The sequence below is a fragment of the Flavobacterium sp. DG2-3 genome, from assembly GCF_030730925.1.
GTDB lineage: Bacteria > Bacteroidota > Bacteroidia > Flavobacteriales > Flavobacteriaceae > Flavobacterium.
On record NZ_JAVAMB010000018.1, the window covers coordinates 73,471 to 96,239 of the forward strand.

General features: G+C 38.0%; 14 protein-coding genes and 1 pseudogene. 2 read left to right on the forward strand and 13 right to left on the reverse strand.

The window, feature by feature from the left end; all coding sequences use genetic code 11:
* Window positions 1-107: 107 nt before the first annotated feature.
* From Q9Q97_RS19445 to Q9Q97_RS19470, 6 genes are all read right to left on the reverse strand, one after another.
* Complete coding sequence (locus Q9Q97_RS19445; protein ID WP_306160154.1) at window positions 108-2,036, reverse strand: OmpA family protein; 1,929 nt, start codon at window positions 2,034-2,036, stop codon at window positions 108-110.
* An 11-nt stretch (window positions 2,037-2,047) separates the two neighbouring features.
* The gene (locus tag Q9Q97_RS19450) at window positions 2,048-2,971 is read right to left on the reverse strand and encodes a type IX secretion system membrane protein PorP/SprF (protein WP_306160156.1); all 924 of its coding nucleotides are present in this window, start codon (window positions 2,969-2,971) and stop codon (window positions 2,048-2,050) included.
* 54 nt (window positions 2,972-3,025) lie between these two features.
* Window positions 3,026-13,834 (reverse strand): gliding motility-associated C-terminal domain-containing protein, encoded by a 10,809-nt coding sequence (locus tag Q9Q97_RS19455; RefSeq protein WP_306160158.1) that lies wholly within the window; start codon window positions 13,832-13,834, stop codon window positions 3,026-3,028.
* A gap of 261 nt (window positions 13,835-14,095) precedes the next feature.
* Window positions 14,096-15,163: a BamA/TamA family outer membrane protein gene (locus Q9Q97_RS19460; protein WP_306160160.1), complete on the reverse strand. Its 1,068-nt coding sequence runs from the start codon at window positions 15,161-15,163 to the stop codon at window positions 14,096-14,098.
* Window positions 15,164-15,270: 107 nt separating this feature from the next.
* Entirely contained in the window at window positions 15,271-16,473 is a 1,203-nt protein-coding gene (locus Q9Q97_RS19465; protein WP_306160162.1) for an NAD(P)/FAD-dependent oxidoreductase, read from the reverse strand.
* 30 nt (window positions 16,474-16,503) lie between these two features.
* Window positions 16,504-17,262 carry an AraC family transcriptional regulator gene (locus tag Q9Q97_RS19470; protein WP_306160164.1) on the reverse strand — a complete coding sequence of 253 codons (759 nt, stop codon included), beginning with the start codon at window positions 17,260-17,262 and terminating at the stop codon, window positions 16,504-16,506.
* 310 nt (window positions 17,263-17,572) lie between these two features.
* On the opposite strand from Q9Q97_RS19470, the gene Q9Q97_RS19475 reads away from it, so the two are divergent.
* On the forward strand, window positions 17,573-18,106 hold the full coding sequence (locus Q9Q97_RS19475) for a hypothetical protein (RefSeq protein WP_306160166.1): 534 nt from the start codon (window positions 17,573-17,575) through the stop codon (window positions 18,104-18,106).
* Between the two features lie 117 nt (window positions 18,107-18,223).
* Here the strand turns inward: Q9Q97_RS19475 and Q9Q97_RS19480 are convergent, their stop codons facing one another.
* From Q9Q97_RS19480 to Q9Q97_RS19500, 5 genes and pseudogenes are all read right to left on the reverse strand, one after another.
* Window positions 18,224-18,613, reverse strand: coding sequence for a RidA family protein (locus tag Q9Q97_RS19480; protein WP_306160167.1), 390 nt, complete (start codon window positions 18,611-18,613; stop codon window positions 18,224-18,226).
* Window positions 18,614-18,708: 95 nt separating this feature from the next.
* Window positions 18,709-19,272, reverse strand: coding sequence for a Crp/Fnr family transcriptional regulator (locus Q9Q97_RS19485; RefSeq protein ID WP_306160169.1), 564 nt, complete (start codon window positions 19,270-19,272; stop codon window positions 18,709-18,711).
* Window positions 19,271-19,738: pseudogene (locus Q9Q97_RS19490) on the reverse strand (transposase); the annotation flags it as partial. The gene Q9Q97_RS19485 and the pseudogene Q9Q97_RS19490, both read right to left, overlap by 2 nt.
* Before the next feature lie 118 nt (window positions 19,739-19,856).
* The gene (locus Q9Q97_RS19495; protein WP_306160171.1) at window positions 19,857-20,234 is read right to left on the reverse strand and encodes a hypothetical protein; all 378 of its coding nucleotides are present in this window, start codon (window positions 20,232-20,234) and stop codon (window positions 19,857-19,859) included.
* Between the two features lie 255 nt (window positions 20,235-20,489).
* Window positions 20,490-21,122 (reverse strand): nitroreductase family protein, encoded by a 633-nt coding sequence (locus tag Q9Q97_RS19500; protein WP_306160173.1) that lies wholly within the window; start codon window positions 21,120-21,122, stop codon window positions 20,490-20,492.
* Window positions 21,123-21,231: 109 nt separating this feature from the next.
* On the opposite strand from Q9Q97_RS19500, the gene Q9Q97_RS19505 reads away from it, so the two are divergent.
* A complete protein-coding gene (locus tag Q9Q97_RS19505; protein WP_306160175.1) occupies window positions 21,232-21,588 on the forward strand; it encodes a helix-turn-helix domain-containing protein in 357 nt (118 codons plus the stop codon).
* A gap of 66 nt (window positions 21,589-21,654) precedes the next feature.
* Here Q9Q97_RS19505 and Q9Q97_RS19510 read toward each other — a convergent pair whose 3' ends face one another.
* Window positions 21,655-22,128 (reverse strand): MarR family winged helix-turn-helix transcriptional regulator, encoded by a 474-nt coding sequence (locus Q9Q97_RS19510; RefSeq protein ID WP_306160177.1) that lies wholly within the window; start codon window positions 22,126-22,128, stop codon window positions 21,655-21,657.
* 2 nt (window positions 22,129-22,130) lie between these two features.
* Window positions 22,131-22,616: a GNAT family N-acetyltransferase gene (locus Q9Q97_RS19515; protein ID WP_306160179.1), complete on the reverse strand. Its 486-nt coding sequence runs from the start codon at window positions 22,614-22,616 to the stop codon at window positions 22,131-22,133.
* Window positions 22,617-22,769 lie beyond the last annotated feature (153 nt).

Sequence of the window (22,769 nt, forward strand, 5' to 3'; positions counted from 1 at the left end):
ATTATAGAAAATAGAAAATAGAGTATAGAGAAAAGAGACAAGAAGCAAGACTTCTGCAAGATTTAGATAAAAGAAAAAAGCGTCCTAGAATTATCTAGGACGCTTTTTTACATTTTGGTGATGATGAATTCGCTTCGGCGATTGATTTGATGCTGTGCTTCTGTGCAGGGAACTCCGTTGGAGCAGTTATTGATTAATTGGGTTTCGCCGTAACCAATGGCGCTTTCGATTCGTTCGGGTGCTACGCCTTGAGAAATTAGATAATCTCTCGTTGCTTTGGCTCTTCGGTCAGAGAGTTCTAAGTTGTATTGGTCGTCTGCGCGGGAATCGGTGTGTGATTCTATTTTAATGACTACAGAGTTATACTGATGCATTAAGAGAACTACTTTATTTAATTCTATTGCAGCATCATAACGGATATCGGATTTGTTTAAATCAAAGAAAATAATTCCGATTTTTATTTTTAAAAGTCCGTTTTCACGAACAATCAAGGCGGGGTCTAAACCAATCGGGACTTCTGTTATTCCAGAGTAATTTGGCATTATAACGGACTTATTACTGCTTTTGAAATTGTCTTTTGAAACTTCAATTGTATAAGTCGAATTACAATTTAAAGTGGTGCTGAATTGATATTTTCCATCAATCTGAGAAACCGTTTCTGCTATTTTTTCGCCATTTTGGTTTTTAAGAATTACTATAGCGCCTGCAATTTTACTGTTTGAAATGGCATCAAAAACATAACCATTGATCGATTGATTGCAAAAGCGCTCAAACGAATAAATATCGTCGTCGCCTTTTCCTGTTTTCCTATTCGAACAGACAAAACCGCGATTGGTTTCTTCATTTACAATAAAAGCAAAATCGTCAAGATTGCTGTTTAAAGGCGCTCCAAGATTGGAAGGAGAATCAAAATTGCCATCTGCTATACGGCTTTCAAAAACATCAAGTCCGCCCAGACCTAAAAATCCATCAGAAGCAAAATACAAGGCTTGATCGGTAATGTACGGAAACATTTCACGTCCAGTTGTATTGACTTTTTCGCCCAAATTTCTCGGATTAGAAAATTGATTATTGCCTAGAATGTCCACTACAAAAATATCGGTCGAACCAATAGTTCCAGGCATATCAGACACAAAATATAGTTTTTTGCCATCTTTGCTTACTGTAGGCTGCCCAACTGAATAATTGTCGCTGTTAAAAGGAAGTTCTTTCACCTCTTTCCACGAAACGGTTCCATTACTGTTTTCTACCGCTGTGGCTGAGAAAATCTTGAGGTTATTAATTCCTTTACTGTCGCGTTTTAATTTGCCGTTATAATTGTTTCTGGTAAAATAAATTGTTTTTTCGTCAGGCGAAAATGCCACGCAGGCCTCGTGATACTGTGTCGTAATGTCTTTTCCGAATTTTTCTTTAAAAGTAACATTTGATTGCGTTTCGCTAATTTTTCCCAATTGCATGTTGAGATAAGGCTGATCGTTCCAGCCGTATTTGCTTGTTTTTACATACGAAGAATCGATTGTGGTGGAATAAACCAAATCTCCTTTGTAAAACATTGGCCCAAAATCAGAATATGCGGAATTAATTTCAAGATTTTCTAATACAAATGAAGGTTTAATGTTCTCAATATCTTCAATTGTCACATTTTTAAGCGAATAATTCTGCGCTCGAACATCGGTAGTTTTTTGTTTAGCGGCAAAAGCTTTCATCCATTTTTTAGCCAATTCGTAATTTTGAATTCCCTGCAATGACTGGGCGTAACGAAATAGATATTCCGGAGCCACTTCATTCGGATATTCAGCAATCAATTTTCCGTACCAATTGCTGGCTCTTCGCATTTGCGTATTAAAATAGTGCGCATCGCCAATACGTTGCAGTATTTCTCTGGAGTTGTCGCCGCTGTTTATAGACATTTCATACGATTTTGCTGCTTCGACATAGTACATTTTGTCAAACAACGCATCGGCGGCCTTGTTTTTGGTCTGCGAAAATGCCATCTGAATGATGAGCAGTACGAGTATAGTAATTCTTCTTTTCATAGACGGTCGTATTAAAAGAATCTTGGTGATTTTAGTCCTTTTTTGCGGTTAACCAATTCAAAACGAAGCACGATTTCGTGAGTTCCGTTGTTGTAGTTATTCAGCTGTGTCGTGGTGTAATCATAAGAATATCCAACCATAAACATGGGCGAAATCTGTATTCCTGCCAAAGCACTTACCGAATCTGAAGTTCGATAAGAAGCACCAAGCGTAAAAGCATTATTAAACATGAAATTGGCTGAGAAATCGGCAATTATTGGCGCTCCGGAAACATATTTAAATAAAACCGCCGGTTTGAATTTGGTATGCGCCGAAAGATCAAAAACAATTCCTCCAATCAGATAAACATGTATTCTTTGGTTAACGAGATCATCACTGATATCATCATAGGTATAGCGTTCTCTGGTCATGAAATTAGGAACCGAAAGTCCTATATAATCTCTTTCTCCATGCCAGTACAATCCAGCACCAACAACAGGAAGAAATTTATTGGTAATATTTTCTCTAAACTCGGCATCTGGGTCTCGGTAACTTCCTTTTGTCCAGTCAATATTGATGACGCGTCCGCCTCCTTTAATACCAAAAGAAAGTTTGTGCGTTTCTCCCGATTGAATGGTATAAGAGAAGTTGGCGTCGAGATATTGTTCTTCTGAAGGACCAATTTCTTCATTGACGATCGAAATTCCTAATCCCAGATTTTTGGCGACTGGAGTGTCTAATGAAAAGCTCTGCGTATCTGGCGCGCCTTCAATTCCGACCCACTGCGTTCTTATAAGTCCGGTAACAGTTAAATGTCCTAATGAACCTGCATAGGCTGAGTTTACGGTCATGGTATTATACATATACTGCGTGTACTGCGGATCTTGCTGTGCCATTGCTCCAGAAACCGAAAGCAATGTGATGATGGCGAAAACCTTTTTTATATTTTTAATCATAGCCAATTTGAATTTTGGTTAATCCTATTTCTTAATTTGTAGTGCCCTACTGTTTTATTTTAGATAAAGCCATCCAGAGGTTTTTTTAGAACCGTCGCCTAAATCGAGAATATAGAAATAGGTGCCTTCAGGGAGTGTTTTGGCAGAGCCATCTGCTTTTCCGTCCCACGTATTGTCGTAACCTTTTTTATAGTAAACCAAATTACCCCAGCGGTTGAATATTTCGAGCTGATTGTCTGGATAGCGTTCGATACAGTCAATGTAGAACGTATCGTTTTGTCCGTCATCGTTTGGCGAAAATTCATTGTAAATCTTAAAGCAGTCTGCTTTTACGCTGGCGCTGTCTTGATTGTTGCTAGAATTGGTATCGATCTGGTCTAGTTTGGTTAAAGTAGCGGTATTTACATAGTCGTTAAAATCTACCACTTTTACAATCAATGTTAGAGTTTGTGCAGAACCAGGATTAATAGAAGGTATGGACCAAATTCCTGTTGAAGCATTGTAGCTTCCTGATGTAACGGTTGCGCCTACAAATGAATATCCTTTTGGAAGAACATCTTGAACTTCAACATTTGTCGCTGCGAGACTGCCTAAATTATCTGCCGTAATGGTAAAAGTGACTTCGCTGTTCATTGGCACATCTGTTTTGTCAACAGTTTTATTGATGGCTACATCAGTTGATGGAATATTGATGAATTCTGAATCTTCATCGTCTTCACTCTGATCTCCTTTATCGTTATTTGGCGTTGAATCAGGATCAAACTGATTGCTCGCGGTAACTTGCGCGATGTTTACATAATCGGTATGTTGCAGTCCGTGAGGATCTCCGACAACTGCTGAGTAGGTCAGGGTGATACCGCCAATAGGAACAGTTAAGCCAGTCCATTTGATGCTGCTCAGACTTAAAATACCGCCATTGCTGATGTTTGAAATGTTTTTGTAGCCAACAGGCATTACATCTTCAATACTTACACCAGTTGCTTCTGCAGGGCCTTCATTGCCAATTTGAAGAGTGAAATTAACCGTTTCGCCAACATTCGCATTTTGATTATTAACTGTTTTGTTGAGGCTTAAATCGGCTACGTTAACATTTATAGTAAGACTGTCGTAATCATCTTCTGTAGTGACACCGTTATTTGGCGTCGAATCTGGATCGGGCAGGTTACTGGCGGTGATTTCTGTAATATTGGTGTATTCTCCGCTTTGACCAGAAGGCGGATTTACACGAACGTATACTTGCAGAGTCTGTGTAGCGCCAGCATTTACAATTCCCGTATTCCAGTTTCCGGTAACAAAGTTGTAAATACCGCTTGTAGCCGTATAGGTAAGATAGGTAAATCCTTTTGGAAGCAAGTCTTTTACCATAACACCGCTGGCATTTCCTGGCCCATCATTACTAACGGTTACTTCGAATATAATGTTGGCGCCAACATCAAAAGAAGTATTTCCGCTGAGCGTTCTTTTTTCGATAGACAAATCTGCCTGAACAATTACTGGTGTCACAGCAATACTGTCATAATCGTCTTCTGTCGATATACCATTTCCAGGTGTACTGTCTGGATCATGCTGATCAGATGTCATAATTTCTGCAATGTTTAAATATTCGTTTGCAGCACCTGTAGGCGTTTTTACAAATACATTTAACAATAATGTGTGACTGTTTCCAGGAAGAATAATTCCCGGAGTCCATTCGCCCGTAATTTGGTTATAACTTCCAGAAGTAGCATTATAGAATATATAATCATATCCTGGAGGCAGAACATCTTTGATTGTCACGCCTGTGGCAGCGCTCGGACCCGAATTTCGCACCGTAATGGAGAATGATATTGGAGCGCCTACATCTGGCGTCAATATATTATTAACGACTTCTTTTTCTAAAGAAAGATCGGCAACAGCCACAACAGGAGTGAGCGTTTCAGAATCCATATCGTCTTCGCCTGCAACTCCGTTGTTTGGCGTACTATCTGGATCAGATTGGTCTGAAGAATATACTTCTGCTATATTTTGATAATTTCCTGCCGGATTTACAATTGCTGATACCAATAAGGTTTCCGAATCTCCGGCTAGAATAGTGCCGATATTCCATATTCCCGACGCATTGGCGTAATTTCCAGCGGTTGAGCTGTAAACTAAATAGTCATAACCACTTGGCAATAAATCCAGTATTTGCACTCCTGTTGCATTTTGTGGGCCATCATTTTTAACTGTAATTTCGAATGTCACTGTGGCGCCAAAAATCGGACTAAGATTACCGCCAACTAATTCTTTCGTTAGAGATAAATCGGCTTGAGAAGCAACTGGAACTGTTCCCACAGCCGCGTAATCGTCCTCAGTTGTGACACCATTATTTGGAGTCGAATCAGGATCAGGAAGTGTACTTGCGGTTACTTCTGCAATATTGAGATAATTTCCAGTTCCGTTTACAATAGCGGCCAACTGTAAGGTTTGTGAATCTCCGCTGATTAACGAACCAATTGTCCATTTACCGGTTGTACTGTTGTAAGTTCCTTTTGTAGCGGAGAAACTGCTAAAAGTGTAGCCATTTGGAAGAAGATCTGTAACTTCTACACCGGCAGTATTTTCTGGACCATCATTTTTAATGATAATTTCAAAAGTTACCGGGGTTCCAATTAAAGGCGTCGGATTATTGACTGTTTTAGTCAATGATAAATCAGCAGATTGAACTAAAGGATTAGTTGTTGCTGTATCGTAATCATTTTCACCACTAATTCCGTTACCTGTTGTAGAATTTGGATCTGGCAGGGCGCTAGAAGTTACTTCAGCAATATTTTCATAGTCGCCAGTTGGATTTACAACTGCTGTAATTTGCAATACGTGGTTGTCGCCATTAGCAAACGAACCGATATTCCAAATTCCTGTTGCTGGGTTGTAACTGCCTTTTGAAGTATTGTAGCTGCTAAAAGTATATCCAGAAGGCAGTAAGTCGGTTACGGTTACACCTGTTGTATTTTGAGGGCCGTAATTTTCAACTATAATTTCAAAAACAACAGTAGAACCGGTTAAAGGGGTTGGATTATTAACGGTTTTTGTTAAAGCCAAATCGGCAGATAATTGGTTTGGAACTGTAGTTGCTGATGCATAATCATTCTCTGTCGTAATTCCGTTATTTGGAGTAGAATTCGGGTCAGGAAGATCGGCTGCTGTAACTTCGGCAATATTCAAATAATCTCCAGAAGCGTTTACAATTGCTGAAATCTGTAAAGTTTCTGAATTTGCATTTAATAAATTGCCTATTGTCCATACTCCAGTTATAGGATCATAAGTTCCTTTTGAAGTGGTAAATGACGAAAAAGTATATCCAGACGGCAGTAAATCGGTTACCGCAAGTCCAGTATTATCATTTGGGCCATTATTTTTAACTACAATTTCAAAATTAACAATCGACCCAACTAAAGGAGTTGCATTGTTTACTGTTTTAGTTAAAGAAAGATCTGAAGATTGTGCTGTTGGAGTGGTTGAAACCGATGCATAATCATTCTCTGTCGTAATTCCGTTATTTGGAGTAGAATTCGGGTCAGGAAGATTGCTGGCGGTCACTTCTGCCACATTCAGATAATCTCCAGTTGCGTTTACCGTTGCTAGAATTTGCAGTGTTTCTGATTTTCCATTTTCTAAATTCCCTACAGCCCAAATTCCTGTTGTCGGATTGTATGTTCCGGTTGAGATCGTAAAGTTGGAGTAGGTGTATCCAGAAGGCAGTAAGTCGGTTACGGTTACTCCAGCTGTATCTTGCGGGCCATTATTAGTTACCACAACTTCAAAAGTAACTACAGAACCCAAAATCGGTGTTGCATTATTAACGGTTTTGGTTAACGATAAATCGGCATATTGCAGTGTTGGCGTTGTTATAGCAGTAGCATAATCATCTTCTGTGGGAACTCCGTTGTTTGGAGTAGAATTCGGGTCAGTAAGATCAGCGGCTGTTATTTCGGCAATATTCAAATAATCTCCTGTCGCGTTTACAGTTGCAGTAAGCTGTAAAGTTTCAGATTTTTGATTAACGATATTGGCCAGTGACCAAACTCCAGTTACAGGGTCGTAAGTTCCTGTTGAAATCGTAAAACTGTTGTAGGTATATCCCGAAGGCAATAAATCTGTTAATTCAACATTTGTATTGTCTTGCGGCCCGTTATTGGTGATAACAATTTCAAAAGTTACCTGAGAACCTACAAACGGAGTTGGATTGTCTACTTTTTTAGTCAATGATAAATCGGATGAAAGCGGAACTGGCGTTACGGCTGCGGTAGCATAATCGTCTTCTGTTGTCACTCCGTTATTTGGTGTAGAATTTGGGTCAGGAAGATCGGCTGCTGTTATTTCAGCTATATTTAAATAATCCCCTGTTGCGTTTACGGTTGCTATTATTTGAAGAGCTTCCGTTTTTCCATTAGGGATAATACCGATATTCCATACCCCAGTAACAGGATTATAAATTCCAGTTGAAGCATTATATTCGCTGTACGTATATCCTGAAGGCAATAAATCTGTTACCAGAACTCCAGGATTATTCTGAGGGCCATTGTTGGTTACGGCAATTTCAAAAGTAACTCTAGAACCAACTAATGGAGTTGTGTTATTGACTGTTTTAGTTAATGATAAATCGGATGAAAGCGGAATAGGAGTGGTACTGGCCTCAGCATAATCATCTTCTGTCGTTACTCCGTTGTTTGGAGTCGAATCAGGGTCTGGCGTGTCACTACTGGTTACTTCGGCAGTGTTTGTGTAATTTCCGGTGGCATTTACAGTTGCTATTAACTGTAAAGTTTCAGATTCTGTATGACGCAAAATATCCAAAGACCATACTCCAGTTGTACTATCATAAGTACCGCTAGTTGCATTAAAACTGCTCAAAGTATATCCAGAAGGCAGTAAATCTGTTACGGTGACGTTTGCAGTATCTTGTGGGCCATCATTTGTAGCAATTATTTTAAAGACGACAGTAGAACCAACCAACGGCGTCGGATTATCAACCGTTTTTGTTACAGATAAATCGGCAGACGGCTGGGTTGGGGTAATTGTTGCGTTGTCCTCATCATCTTCGCTTTGATCTCCGTCATCATTATTTGGTGTCGAATCTGGATCGGGAAGATCACTTGCAGAAACTTGTGCAATGTTGAAATAATCGCCAGTCGGCAGAACTTTTACAATAAGAATAAGAGATGCAGAGGCTCCATTATTCAGCGGACTTACTTTCCATATTCCTGTAGTATTGTCATAAATACCATCTGTTGAGCTGTAATTAATAAACTGATACCCTGAAGGCAGTAAGTCTGTAATTTCTGCCAAGGAGACATTGTTTGGACCGTCGTTTCTAACAATCAGTTCAAAAGCAATTTCGCTTCCTATTACAGGTGAAGTATTGCCGCCCACTACACTTTTTGTTAAAGATAAATCGGCAGAAGGGCCAATAAAAGTAATCTGCGCATTCGATTCATCATCTTCGCTTTGGTCGCCGTCATCATTATTTGGTGTTGAATCTGGATCTAATAAATCACTTGCGGTAACTTGAGCGGTATTGAGATAACTTCCTGTAGGGTTTACAGTGGCTTTAAAAGTAAGATTTAAGTTTGCTCCATTAGCCAAAGAAAGGTTTTTCCAGTCTACTGCGGCATTTGCGACTTGATACGTTCCTCCGTTTGAAACGGAACCAGGCAGCAGCGTATAACCTACAGGAATTATATCTTGAACTGCTACTCCAGTTGCATTTCCAGGGCCATTATTGCGTAAATTAAGTGTAAAATCGACTACATCACCAGCTTTTGCAGACAATGGTAAAACTGATTTTGTAAGTTCTAAATCGGCAAGTTTCAGATTGACCGTTGCGCTGCTCATATCATCTTCAGGAAGCCCATTTCCAGGTGTACTGTCAGGGTCAATTTGGTTGGCTGTTCTGATTTCAGAAGTATTGACATAATTGGCAGCTGTAGATACATTTACTTTAGCCGTAATCTGAAGTGCTATCGAGTTTCCGTTATTTAAATTTCCTATTGTCCATACGCCCGTTGTTCGATTGTATTTGCCTCCGCCATTGTCGCTGACATACGTATAGCCAGAAGGCAATTGTTCTGAAACTGTAATTCCTGAAGCATTATTTGGTCCGCTGTTTGTCACTCGAATTGTGAAGATTACATTATCGCCAATACTTACTGTAGATGGAGATACGGTTTTTTGAAGCGATAAATCGGCTACATCTAATATAACTGTTGCATCGTCCTGATCGTCTTCAGTTGCAATTTGATTATTGGGAGTACTATCCGGATCATATTGATCTGAAGCAATAACTTCGGCTACATTGGTATAAGAACCTGTTGATCGAATCGTAGCCTTATAAGTGAGATTTCTTGTTCCGCCGTTTGGAACTGTAAGATTGCTCCAAGTTATTGTATTGTCTCCAGCATTATACTGTCCAGCAAAATTGGCAGATCCTGGTACAATGGTATAACCGGTCGGAATATAATCTCGAACTGCAACACCCGTAGCATTTACGGTTCCTCCCAATGAATTGTTATTGTAAACCTGAAGGCTAAATGTCACAACATCCCCGGCGCTTCCCGTAACTGGTGTAACGGATTTAGTTAATTCTAAATCGGCAACAGACAATATAACAAGGGTCATAGTATCTGATGAGACAGCACAATTACCATTTGTTACAGTCCATTCTAAAACATAGGTTCCTGAAACAGTTCCTGCAATAGCTGTAGTTGGTGAAGTATTGTCAGCAAATCCCACAGTACTAGGCCCAGAAATTTGTGTCCAAGTTCCCGTACCCACACTTGGTGTTACGGCATTCATATTAACTGCTGTAAATTGAGGTACAACTTGATTTGGTCCTGCATTTGCAGTAGATGGAGGAGCATATATGGTAACTAAAACAGAGTCTTCAGATATACAGCTATTTGTACTGGTAACTGTCCAGAGAAATTCATACGTTCCCGGAATAAGGCCAAGCATAGGGGAATTTTCTTCATCTGGAGACCCGATGATAGCGGTATTGGGACCTGAAACCTGCGTCCATGCGCCATTTCCTGAAGTTACGATTTCAGCAGCCATAGTGGTAGTAGTCACATTACATAATTCCTGATCAGGCCCTGCATTTGCAATTGATGGCGGGATATCGGTAAATGTTATAGAAACTGTATCAGATGATGGCTGGCATAATGATGGACTGGTAAAAGGTCCATTGGTCACAGTCCATGTTAATACATAAGTGCCTAAAACATCTACATTTGACAAAGTAGTTACAGGACTATTTGGATTGTCGATTACAGCATTGGCTCCAGAAGGTTGTGAAGCGAATGTCCAAGTTCCGATACCAACTGTAGGAGGAACCGCAGCAGTTTTGTATGTCGTCTGACAAGCTACAGCATCGTCGGGACCTGCGTCGGCCGTGCTTGGCGGAGCATTCATTTCTATTCTGACAATATCAGAAAGGGAACGGCAATTATTGCTTTCAAATACCCATTCTAAAATATAAAGACCAGGAACAGTCAGGTTTGTAACCGTTGTTAGCGGGGCAGATGGAGTAGTAATTACGGCTACGCTTCCAGGAGGCTGATAAACAAATCGCCATTCAAATAAAGTCACGTCTGGATTAGGCACATTTCCGCTCATTGTAGCAGTGCCGCCTACATCATTAATACATAAAGTTTGATCTGGTCCTGCGTTTGGATCAAGGCTTGGGCCATCAAAAATGGTAACATTTACAGAATCTGCAGACCCTGGACAATTGCTTCCATCTGGAAAAGTTGTTGTAGTTGTAGTATAAGTAAAAACATAATCATTGCCCGGAACAACAGTTGCATTGGCAATATAACTGTTAGAAGGAGACTGTGTAATGAGAACATCGCCAGTATTTCCAGTTGTACTTGTAAGGGTCCATGTTCCTGTAGAATTTTCATTGGCAACAAGTTGAATACTAGTTACATCACAATAAGATTGGTCAGCTCCTGCATTGGCTGTAGGGGTTACAACAACAGTTACGTCGTCAAAACTGCCATCGCATAAAAAGATACTTTTGGCTGTGATGGTCCATCTAAAGGTGTAAGTTCCAGCAACCAATCCGTTAATCACGGTATTTGGATTTGAAGGATCAACAATAGTCGGCTGATTTGGCGCACCGGTAAGTACAGACCATTGTCCTAATTCGAAGAAACTATCGTAAGAGTTTCCAGCCATTGTAACGCTGGTACTATTACATACGTTTTGGTCGGGTCCTGCTACTGCTGGTTTCGGCGGAATTCCGACTGTAAGTTCAATATCATCAAATGCCTGACCGCAGACGTTAGCATCTACTGTCCATCTAAAAATGTAATAACCGCTATAACTAAAGGTAAATACCGCATTAGGATCATGTATATCGCTAATGGTATATTGTCCTACTCCAGAAATTCTTGTCCACGTGCCAATACCACCACCGCTGCTTGTGGCTGCCATATTAATGGTATCACCGCAAGTTTCTTGATCTGGACCTGCATCGGCAGTAGGAGGAGTATCTGCAATAGTTACCGAAACACTGCTTGAACTTGCTAAACAGTTTCGTATTAAAGGGTTTAAAGTCCAAGTAAATACATAAGTACCGTTTCCAGGAACAGTAACCAAAGTATTGGGATCAGTATTGTCTGTGATAATAACTCCAGCAGAAGGTGTTACCGTCCATTCTCCAGTTTCTAACAAAGTTGGTGTGTTTCCAGCCAAGTTAAATGAATTTACACCAGAAGAATAACAAGTATCTGGTCCTGCATCTGCGTTGGATGGTGCAGTGCTTGTATTGGTAAGAACGGTTACAGTATCTGAAACCGAAAGGCTACAGGAAGGTCCTGGATGAAGATACGAGATGGTCCATTGCAATTCATAAGATGATGCTCCTGTACTGAAACCGGTGGCAACCGCATTTGGATCATGAATATCAGAAAAAGTAATGGTATTTGGCCCCGAAATTTGGCTCCATTCTCCTTGTTCACCGCTTTGCGGAGGAGTGGCGGAAAGCGGTACCTGCGAGTTTATACAAACAACCTGATCTGTACCAGCATCTGTTGGACTTAATGAGGTTTCCGATACATAAACGGTAACTGTCGAAACAGAAAAACCGCATGTCGCTCCGCCACCTTTTGTTATATATTGAAAAACATAGGTTCCAGGAATAAGGCCGGAAACAGGTGTGTCTATAGCAAAATTATCTGCAATAACTGCCTGATTTGGACCAGAAAGCTGACTCCAAAAGTGCATTCCTTCTTCAGTGCTGACTCCAGAAAGTATAGTAGTCGTATCTCCGCAAGGAAGACTTACATCTGTACCCGCATTAGATGGCGTCGGATCTCCTGAAACTAAAATATTTAAGGTATCAAATCCGTAATCGCAACCTACGTTTAATGAGCCATTTTCACTTCTTATAAATTCTACTGTATAATCTCCAGAAGCAGTTAGCGTAAGTGTAACCGAATTTCCTATGGTTTGCAAAGCAGTTGGAAAAGGCCCAAGAGGAGAACTATCTGGCCCGCTCACAATTCTATATTGATTGATCCCAGCACCCGTTACCGTAAGCGGAATAGTAAAAACAGTCGCGTTACAGCTTCCTACGATATCATCGCCATTATTGGCGCTAATGGTTCGCGTAGGACCATTATATTGTATAATGTAATCTTTGCTAAAAATACATCCTGTATTACTATTGGTTAAAGTATAGCGAAATCTGTAAGGAGCTCCAGTACTGGAAATATTGGTTATCAAGGTAGTAGGGTTAGTAGGAGAAACAATCACAGCTCCAGCACCTCCAGAAACTTGAGTCCATTGAACGGTTTCTCCAGCGTATAATGGCGTTTGCGCTACAAGAGTTGCTTGTGTAATAGTATTGTCGCAAAAATTGATCACTTCATCACCGCCTGGAAGTGTTGTTACATCTTGGGTTGCCGCGGGAACTATTATATTTACAGTATCATTGCCAGCAGCACATGGTCCAGTAACGGTCCATCTAAAAGTATAAGTACCTTGCGTAAGATTAGAAACTTGCGTGTTATTAGAATTAGAATTGCTAATTGTCGGAGTGCTTGGCCCGCTTACAAATGTCCATTGGCCCGATTGTCCGTTTAAGCCACAGCCTCCATAAGTTGCAGTAAGGTTAGCAGTTTGAGTTGTAGTATAACAATTGCTCAATGTTTGATCAGGACCTGCATTTACGGGTTTAACACCTCCATAATTGGTAACCGTAATTTGAGATGTTGTTCTGCAGCGCTGTCCTGGTGCAAATTCTGGGCCTTCAATAACCCATTGAAGTGTAGACACGCCGCATCTTACTGCTGGAAGTGTGATGGTTGAGGTTGGCAAATTTGGAAAATTGATCACAACTCCCGCGTCATTAGCGCCTACAATCTCCCAATGTGCCGTTTCTCCAGTATTTTGAGGCGCATTTGCAGATATGGTTAAAGTCCCCGAACTGTTTGGGCAGCTGGCAATATTTACTCCAGCATTAGCCATAGTTATAGGCTTTACATTTACCACTTTATCCTGATACGATACAATGCCATCTCCACAAGTCGCGCTGTATCTAAAAATATAAGTATTTCCGCCGGTGTAACCTGATACGGTTGTAGAAGGACTATTTGGTGAGTTGATAACCACCGCCGGTCCAGAAATCTGTGTCCATAAAACCGTTCCAATTATCGGAGAAGGTGTGTTTCCTGTTAAAACCAAAGCATCTGTTTCGCAAAGGGTTACATTCAGAACTCCAGCATTTACTGTACAGTTTTGTGCATTTGCTTGAAAAGCAGCAAGAAAAATGAATAATGCAGTAAAAGCCAGTTTTTTAGATAAAGTATAAATTCTCCAGGAAAAGTAAAAATGTGCCATAAGCAATTGGGAATAAAGAGGCGGCACAGGAAATTTAAAACCACCTTAAATTAATAAATTGTTTTAAGCATTTTGCAATTAAGGTTTTAGTGTAATTTGGGGATACTCAAATTTAAAGAAAGATGGCTATGGAATATTTTTTTCGATGTTGCATATTATAAAATGAAACAAAAAAGACGTATGTGCAACATTCGAAAAGAGATTTTTAAAACAAAAAAGCTCTAAATTTTTGATTTAGAGCTTTTTTATGCTTTCTGAAATTTAAAATGCTTCGCCGATTCTGAAATAAATTCCCCAATCTCCTTTACCGACTGCACCGTCTAGGCCAACATTAAATTTTGATTTTTTAAAAGGATTGTACCGATAACCAACACCTCCGCCAGGATACATTTTCCAGTCAAAGCTTGGAGTGTCAGAACCGTAAATGGTTGCAATTCCAAAAAATCCGACCAAGCCCATTTTTTTGGCGAAATTGTAACGGTACTCACCTTGAATGTCCATTAATCCCGAACCTCTATATTTCCCGTCCGAATAACCGCGAATATCAGTTCCGCCAATAGTGCTTTGCTGTTCAAATGCAACGTTTCCAAGACCAAACTTGCCATAAAAACGAACCGCAATTACATCTTTGGCTTCGCGATTTTGGAAATATTTATTCGCTTGGAAAGAAATTCTATTCGATGCCAGTTGATTATCTAGAAATTTCGGATACGTAGACCAGTCCAATCTAATTTTATAACCTATAGTAGGATAATAAACAGCATCTCTGGTGTCGTACAATAAATTGAAAACTAATGCATTGCTGTGCGAAATCGAAGAAGGCGAAATATCATCTTCATAAATGGTATTATAATGCGCATAAGTATAAGAAAGTCCGCCATAGAACTTTCCTACGATTTTTCGCTGGCCTCCAATTCCCAATACCGTAGTTTTGGTTCCGTAATCATAAAAATCAGGCTGATCAATATCATCGACATAAAACTGCGAATTCTGATTTCCGGTAAAAAAGAAAAACTTCAAACGCCATTTGTCTTCATTCAAATACCATTTATTAAAAAGTGCCAAAGCATACGATTTATTTGTGGTATAAATAGCCGACATTCCAGATAATGATTTTGGCGAAATAGTATCTGCTTCATTAACTCTATACATCATCATCGGGATGGCGCCAAACATAAAATCGAGATTTCTGTTGTAACTCAGATAAGGCATTACTCTCAGTTCAATTTTCTTGTCTTTTGTTTTTTTCGAAGTAGAATCAGCTATTTTTTGTCCGAAAGAAGAATAAACAAAACCTGTAAACAATAATAGGATTAGAAAATGCCTCATGGTTGGAATGGTTTAGTGAAACTTATCGTGGGGTATAATTACTAAATAACATTTTTCGGGTTCTTGTAAATTTAAATAAAATATGTAAGTAATTGAAATAAAAACGATTAAGATTTGGCTGTTTTATTAAAGATAGAAAGCAGTTTTTCTAAAGCATTGGCGGCATGAAGCTGTTCGCCATTTTTTAAGGTGTTTTCTAATGCTTCTGCAGCTCGTTCCAGCATGCGCTTTTCAAAATGAGAAAGCGCTGTTTTCAAATCCAAAAATTCATTGTTGGTCAAAAAGTCTGAAAGTTCAAGAGCGTCAAGCATCGCCAGATTAGCGCCTTTTCCAGCAAAAGGAGGCATGCGGTGTGCGGCATCTCCAATGACAGTTATATTTTCCTGCGTTTCCCAAGTTTGATTTTGGGGAAAACAATATTGCGGACGCGGTATAAAGAACAGTTCGTTGCTCACAAAAAGTTCATGCCATTTTGGACTCCAATCTTGATACACTTTTTTAAACCAGTCGAAAATTTGAGCATTGTCTTTAAAATCCAGATTGTTTTCTAAAATCCAATTTTCGGGTATTTTACTGCTGAGCAGAAATAGTAACGAACCGTCTCCTTTGGTGCCGTACATAATGGTTTGTTCCTTTCCAAAAGCCAAAACTTTTCCGCCTTTCGAAAATTCAAAAAGCTTTGGAGCATTTTCTTTGGCATTATAAATAGTGCCTTCAATCATAGTAATGCCAGAATAAATTGGTTTTTGATTATTTATATAAGGACGAATTTTAGAATTTGCCCCGTCTGCACCAATAACCAAATCAGCATAAACGTTTTTTCCATTGTTAAAGAACAGACGCCAGCCTTCATTTTCTTTTTCCATAGAAAGAAAATGGCTGTCCCAAACGATGTTTTCGGGCAAAAGCGAATTCAATAAAACAGTTCGAAGATTAGAACGGTCTATCTCTGGACGAGGTTTTGAAATGTCTTGAAGGGAATCTGAATTTGAATTTGAAATTTCTTGAGAAGAAGTTTCAATAATAGCATGCTCATCAAATTTCAATTCAAAATTTTGATCTACAATTCGAGCTTTACTGGCATTCGGACGGACATTTTTATAGAATTCATCTAATAAATCGGCTTTACTCATAGCCAGTAAACCCGAATCTTCGTGTAAATCTAAAGGCGAACCTTGTACACGAACGTCTGCGTTGAGGTCTCTTTCGTATACTTTTACCTTTATATTGTGAAGCTGCAAAAGGCGGGCTAATAGTAAACCGCCCATTCCGCCGCCAACGATGGCAACGTGTTTATTTTCTAGTAACATAGTTTTGTGTTTAAAATCTATGTTGCAAAATTATTGAGACGAAAGAGCAGATAATAGTATAAATCGGTCGTTTTTATTTTGAAAAAGAGCTTTAGGAACCGAACCTGATATTTTCTTGATTTCTTTAATGAAATGCGTTTGATCTGAAAAATTCTCTTCTGGAAAAAGTTTGCCTTTTGCAATATGTTCCAAAGAAGTTCGGAAACGAAGAATAGAACAATACGCCTTCAGCGAAAGTCCAAAATACTGATTGAAATAGCGATTAATCTGGCGGCTGCTCCAATTCGATTGCTCCGATAATTCTTTTACGGACATTGCGCCATTGCTTTCGTAAATAAGTCGAAAGAGTTTTTGTTTCCGATTATCGACTTCCTTTAGTAATAAGGAATGAATTTTTGCAGCAGCTTTTTCGCTAAACAATTCGAAATCTTTCAAATCTGTTTCATTAAAATTCCAAAAGTCATTTTCTAATAATCTCCCAGAATTTAAAATTTCGGCAATGCTTTCATGAAAAATATATTCTACAGCAGGAAGTTTAAAGCTAATGGTAAAGGTTTTACTATTAGCCGGAATTGTTCCTTTTTCGTATTGCTGTGTACCTAGACCCAAAAGTCTGATTTGAAAAGAAGTTTCGGCAGTTTTTATTAGCGACAGATCGATTCGCCCGTCGGGAAGACCGATTGTTTCTAATGTTTGATCCGATTTATTCTCCATACACCAAAAACTATCTACAAAATCCGAAAGGTTTTTGCTGGGTTTTATGGTCTGATATTCTAAATCGTTGATCATTTTATCAAATTTAAAGCGAAATTATGCAATTTGTTAGTTGTTTATGTAAAATCTGTGCTGCTTTAAAATGGCTGTAAAGACGTTTCAAAAATCAAAAAAATCGCAACGAAAAACTTAACATTGGATAAGTGTTTGATTTTTAGTTAAATAAAAGCTGTTTTTGTTAACAATGAAAAACTTAACATTGGCGAATAGCTTTTTAGGTCTATATTTGTTTATTATTTTTTGATGTTAATTTAATGATTTAATAACATTCAAAATTAGTTTAATCCAAAATAAATTTAATCAATTTCTTAAAATTAACAGAATAATGGCAAAAGAAGTGCTTACTAATGAAATCGATCAGGAGGTAGAGGCTGTTCCAGTTATTTCTAACGAAGAAAACGTACAGCAGGACGTTCCAGCTTCTGAAACAGAATCGGCTGAAACTGAAACTTCAGAATCTAAATCAAAACCTAAAAGAGCTCCAAGAAAAGCAGCAGTAAAAGAAGTGTCAACAGAAGAAATCGTTGAAGAGACTACAGAAACTGAAGCAGGAGAGGAGACAGTATCTGAAACTGAAGAAGCAGCAGCTGAGGAGAACCAAGAAAAATCGAAATCTAAAAAGAATAAAAAAATGAAAGAAAAAGAAAAAGAAGAGAAAAAGAAAAAAGTAGCGAAGAAAAAAGCAAAAGCAAAAGATAAAAAGAAAGAGAAAGCGAAAAAAGCAAAACAAAAAGCGCAAGCAAAAAAGAAAGCAAAAGCGAAAAAAGCGAAAAAAGCGAAAGATAAAGCGAAAGCGAAAAAAATCGCAAAAAAGAAAGCAAAAAGATCTAAAGCTAAAAAGAATAGTAAAAAGAAATAATCTTTTAATTAGATAATTGGTCAATTAGATAATTAGATAATTGATTTTGCAATTGAAATTTTATAAAAAATGCTGTACAAAAGGATAGCCGTACAGCATTTTTTATTTTAACCCAAATTATTTTACAACGGTTGCTTCCAATTCTACTTTTAAGGTTTCGAAAAGGCTTTTTACTTCCAGCAATGTCGTGGCCTGTACAATATTATGTTTGTTGATCCAGTCTTGTAAAATGTTGAAATGAGGCCACAGTTCTGCTGTAGAAGTGGTGTAAATATTTAAACGCACGATTCCGTTGCATTCATATCCTGCTTCTGTAATAACTTGTTCTAAATTTTTTAGGGTTTGAATAATTTGAGATTCCATGTTCTCATTGCTCGAAATTCCATCTGCGCTTATAGCCGTTTGTCCAGATACATATAATGTTCCTTCAGGATTTTTTACTTCAACTGCTTGTGCGTAGCTGCGTTCGTCTTGCCATTTCCACGGATTTATAACTCTTTTTTCCATCTTTATTTTGTTTAAAATTATAAAGACAAAATTCAGACTTATCGCCGATTTAAGCCGTTGACATTCCTCACAAATAAAAAGTGATGTATGTCACATCAGGAAGAAAGCCGGCTCAGTGTTTCGCGCGATACTCCCAAATAAGAAGCAATTTGACTTTTAGAAACCCGTTGAAAAAGTGTCGGATATTGTTTTAATAGCTGTTCGTATCGTTCTTTTGAGTTTGAAGTGAGCCAGGAAATAATACGGCGCTGCGAACCTAAAAAACCAAAAGTAGCTTTCTCCAGAAAAAAACGTTCCATTTTTTGCAAACCATCGCATAGCTTTCTATAATCTTCGAGTGTGCAGCAAAGCACTTCGGTATCTTCAAGACATTCAAGAGACATAGTTGCCTTTGTTTGCGTGTAATAAGCATAAAAATCACTTTCCCACCAGTCTTCCATAGCAAAAGAAACAATATGTTCTTTTCCCGATTCATCAGTAAAAACTAATTTGACAAGCCCGCTAATTATAAAATAAGAATACGATACGGCTTCGTCTTTCTGGATAAGAAATTGATGTTTTTTGAATTTTTTGGTGCTGAAATGTGAGATGACAAAAGCAAATTCGTCGTCAGTTAAAGGAATGTTTTTTTCGATATGTGCTCTTAAATCAGCTTTCATGTTTAGTTTTGGTTTTCTTTTCCAAAGTCAGCTTGTCGATTTTCTGTAGAAATTCAGGATCAAATTCAGAATACGCTCTTAAGCGGTATTTTTCATCTCGAATTTTCATGACCAGACGAATTTTCTGCGCCATCAGCCAGATTGGTTCGTATCGCTTATGACCTAATAAATATTGAATTTTGAGTATGGATATTCTTCTGTGCGAAAGCGTCATCAATTCGATGCAAATCATCCAGTAGCGAATAGGAAGATTGGAATTTTCCATTACAGTTCCAGAACGGAGACTCATACGGCTGCCGCACTTACGGCATTGGAATTTCAAATCATTCTGACGGAAAGAATGCTCATTATGGCCACATTTTCTGCACAAAAGCCCGTTTTCTAAACGTTTGTTTTTGAGCTCTTCAATACAAGTGGCTTCATCAGAGTATTTTTCAAAATAAGCGCGTAATTCCATTGGTGCAATTCCTTAATTTACTTTTCGAAATATAAAAATATTTTAAAAGAAACGAATAGCAATTTATAGAAAAATAAAAAGGAATACTCAAAAGCGAATATTCCTTTTTAAAAGGGGCAAAATTGTGTTATAATTTAGCTACTATTTCTTTTTTGTACTTATTTAGGATCGATTTGGTCATACCTAAATTAGCTTTTGTAGAATCTACAGCCAGGTAAATAAAGTAATCCTGATTGTCAGAAACATCAATAATGTGAATTTGAGAACTTAATGTAATCATGATATTGTCAATAACCTGACCATTTAAATTCAGCGCTTTAATAGCGTTCATTTTTGCTTTAACTACTTCAAGGTTGTAGGCAGATGCCAATTCTGGGTCAAAATCTGCAGCAGCAGACTGTGAATAGTATGACATACCGCTAGCGATTTCAGCCACAGAAACTGCGATGAAACCTGGGACGTTCTTTTTTAGGTCTTCCCCAAATTGCGTTAAGAAATCAGACATAGTTCTTAGAATTTAATTTGTTGTGAATAAGAATGAATTGTTTTGGATAAAGCAAAATTAGTTATACGATATTATTTAATTATCCGCATTACGTACCTATTTTTAAGCAATATTAAAAAATAACATAAGTCTGAAAAAATCAGTTTTTTCTGTTCTTTTGAATTGGTTTGAAAATGAAATATTTAAACTAAAAATGCTTCTGAAAAAGTGTTGTTGCACCATTTCAAAAGCATTTTCATTAAAGCAAAAAAAAAATTACTTGATTTCTGTTATAAATTCATCGTGCGGAGTTCTCACTTTTTTCAAGTTTACCAGCCAGTCGCCAGAATCATCTCTGTATCCTAAAGGTAAAACTAAAACACTTTTAAGTCCAAGTTCTTCCAATCCTAAAAGTTTGTCCACTTCAGCAGGAATAAAACCTTCCATTGGAGTTGCATCTACTTGCTGTTCTGCAGCCGCAGCGATTGCTACACCAAACGAAATATAAGCTTGTTTTGCAGCATGGTTAGCGTGCCATTCTTGTCCAAGAGGCTCGTACATTCCCCAAAGTCTCTGTTTGTACTCGTCCATTGCATCAGTAGGAATTCCTCTTTCTGCAATTGTTCGGTCAAATACAGCAGAAATTTTTTCTAAACTGTAACCGTCCCAAGCAGCCCAAACCAAAACGTGAGAAGCATCTGTAACTTGACTTTGGTCAAAACTTACCGCTCTAAGTTTTTCTTTTAATTCTTTGTTTGTGATTACAAAAACCTTGTAAGGCTGTAATCCTGAAGAAGAAGGAGCTAATTTTGCAGCTTCAAGAATATAATCTACTTTTTCTTGCGGAACAGCTTGTCCGTTCATTTTTTTTGTAGCATAACGCCACTTTAGTGCATCTATTAAGGCCATTTTTTTTCTAATTGATTAAAATTGTATTCAAAGGTAAAAAGTTTAAGTGTATTTTTGTCATCAGATTACCAAAAGTAACTGTAACATCGAGGTAACCTACTAACACGACATGATAAAAGAACCTAAACACGATCCTCAACAATGCAATCAGCGAATTATGGCGGTGCATGATGCGATGTATATTTTAAACGGAAGATGGAAAATCTCTATAATTGCATCGCTTTGTTTTAATACTTTGCGATTTTCTGATTTGTTGCGTGAAGTCGAAGGCATTTCAGGAAAAATGCTGAGCAGAGAATTGAAAAACCTTGAAGAAAACCAATTAGTTACGCGAACTGTTCTAAAAACACAGCCCATAACAGTTGAATATCAATTAACAGAATACGGCCATACTTTAAAAGAAGTAATAGATTCTTTGGCAAAGTGGGGGCATAACCACAGAAAGAAAATTACTGGCAAAGAATAAAGGAATTAAAAACCAAAAATCAAATTCCAAATTACAATTTTTTACTCTGAGCCGAAGGACAAAAATCTAAATTTTAAGCTCTGCAGCTCGCTGAAAAAAGCCTTGAGTTGCCAATTTTTGCTCGGTTTCTTCAATGGCTTTCAGAAGATTGTTCTGATTATCGGTAATTTCGTTGAGCGTTTTTTTCATCACCGCCCAAACAGGCTGCATTTTTACGACAAGTTCTTTTCCTTTAGCTGTCAAAACAATTAGTCTTTTGCGTTCGTCTAGTTTGTCTTTTTTAGAACTGATTAATTTTTGCTTTTCCAATTCCTTCAATAAACTAATTGTTGACGGATGGCTATAGCCAATTTCACTTGCAATTTCGACAACGCTTAGCATTTCTTTAATGTGCAGCGTATAGATTACAGGAAACCATTTCGGTTCAAAATCAATGTCAAAAGACTTATAGATTAAAGCGCCGTCTTTGCGCAATTGCTCGCTCAGACGCTGCAATCGCGTTGATATGGCCAGTATGCCGATTTCGTCAATTATATTCATTTCTATTGATTTAGTTTTAAATGGCAGAAAACATTATCGGGTCTCATTAACGGAAAATCGATTGGAAGTGCTTCTTTCGGAATCGTTACAAAATCATTTTTTTCATAAAAACGCAAAGCCGCCTGCAACAGCGTAACCGTTCCTAAATATAAGTCTTTTATTCCTTTTTCTTTGCTGTAGGCAATTAATTGCTCTAATAATTGTTGGGCAATTTGAAATTCTTTACCTCTAAATTCTCTCTTGACAAACATTTTTCTGATGGCTCCAGCTTCAGCATTAAATTTCACCAAAGCAATTGTACCAACCAATTTATCGTCTATAAAAGCGCCAAGAAAGATTCCGCCCGGCTTATAGTAAAAGTTCTCGATGTCCAATAAATCCGGCTGATCTTCTAAAGTAACGGGAACATTAAATTCTTTTTGCTGAATGTTTAAAATCAAATCTACGATTTCATTTTCGTACTTGTTTTGTATAGGTTGAATGTGCATTTTATTGTATAATTATTAATTAAATTCCAATTTTTGAAATCCCAAATTCCAAAAAAAAGAGCGCAGCGATTTTTTTTGGTAAAATCTAAAATCTAAAATCTAAAATCTAAAATCTAAAATCTAAAATCTAAAATCTAAAATCTAAAATCTAAA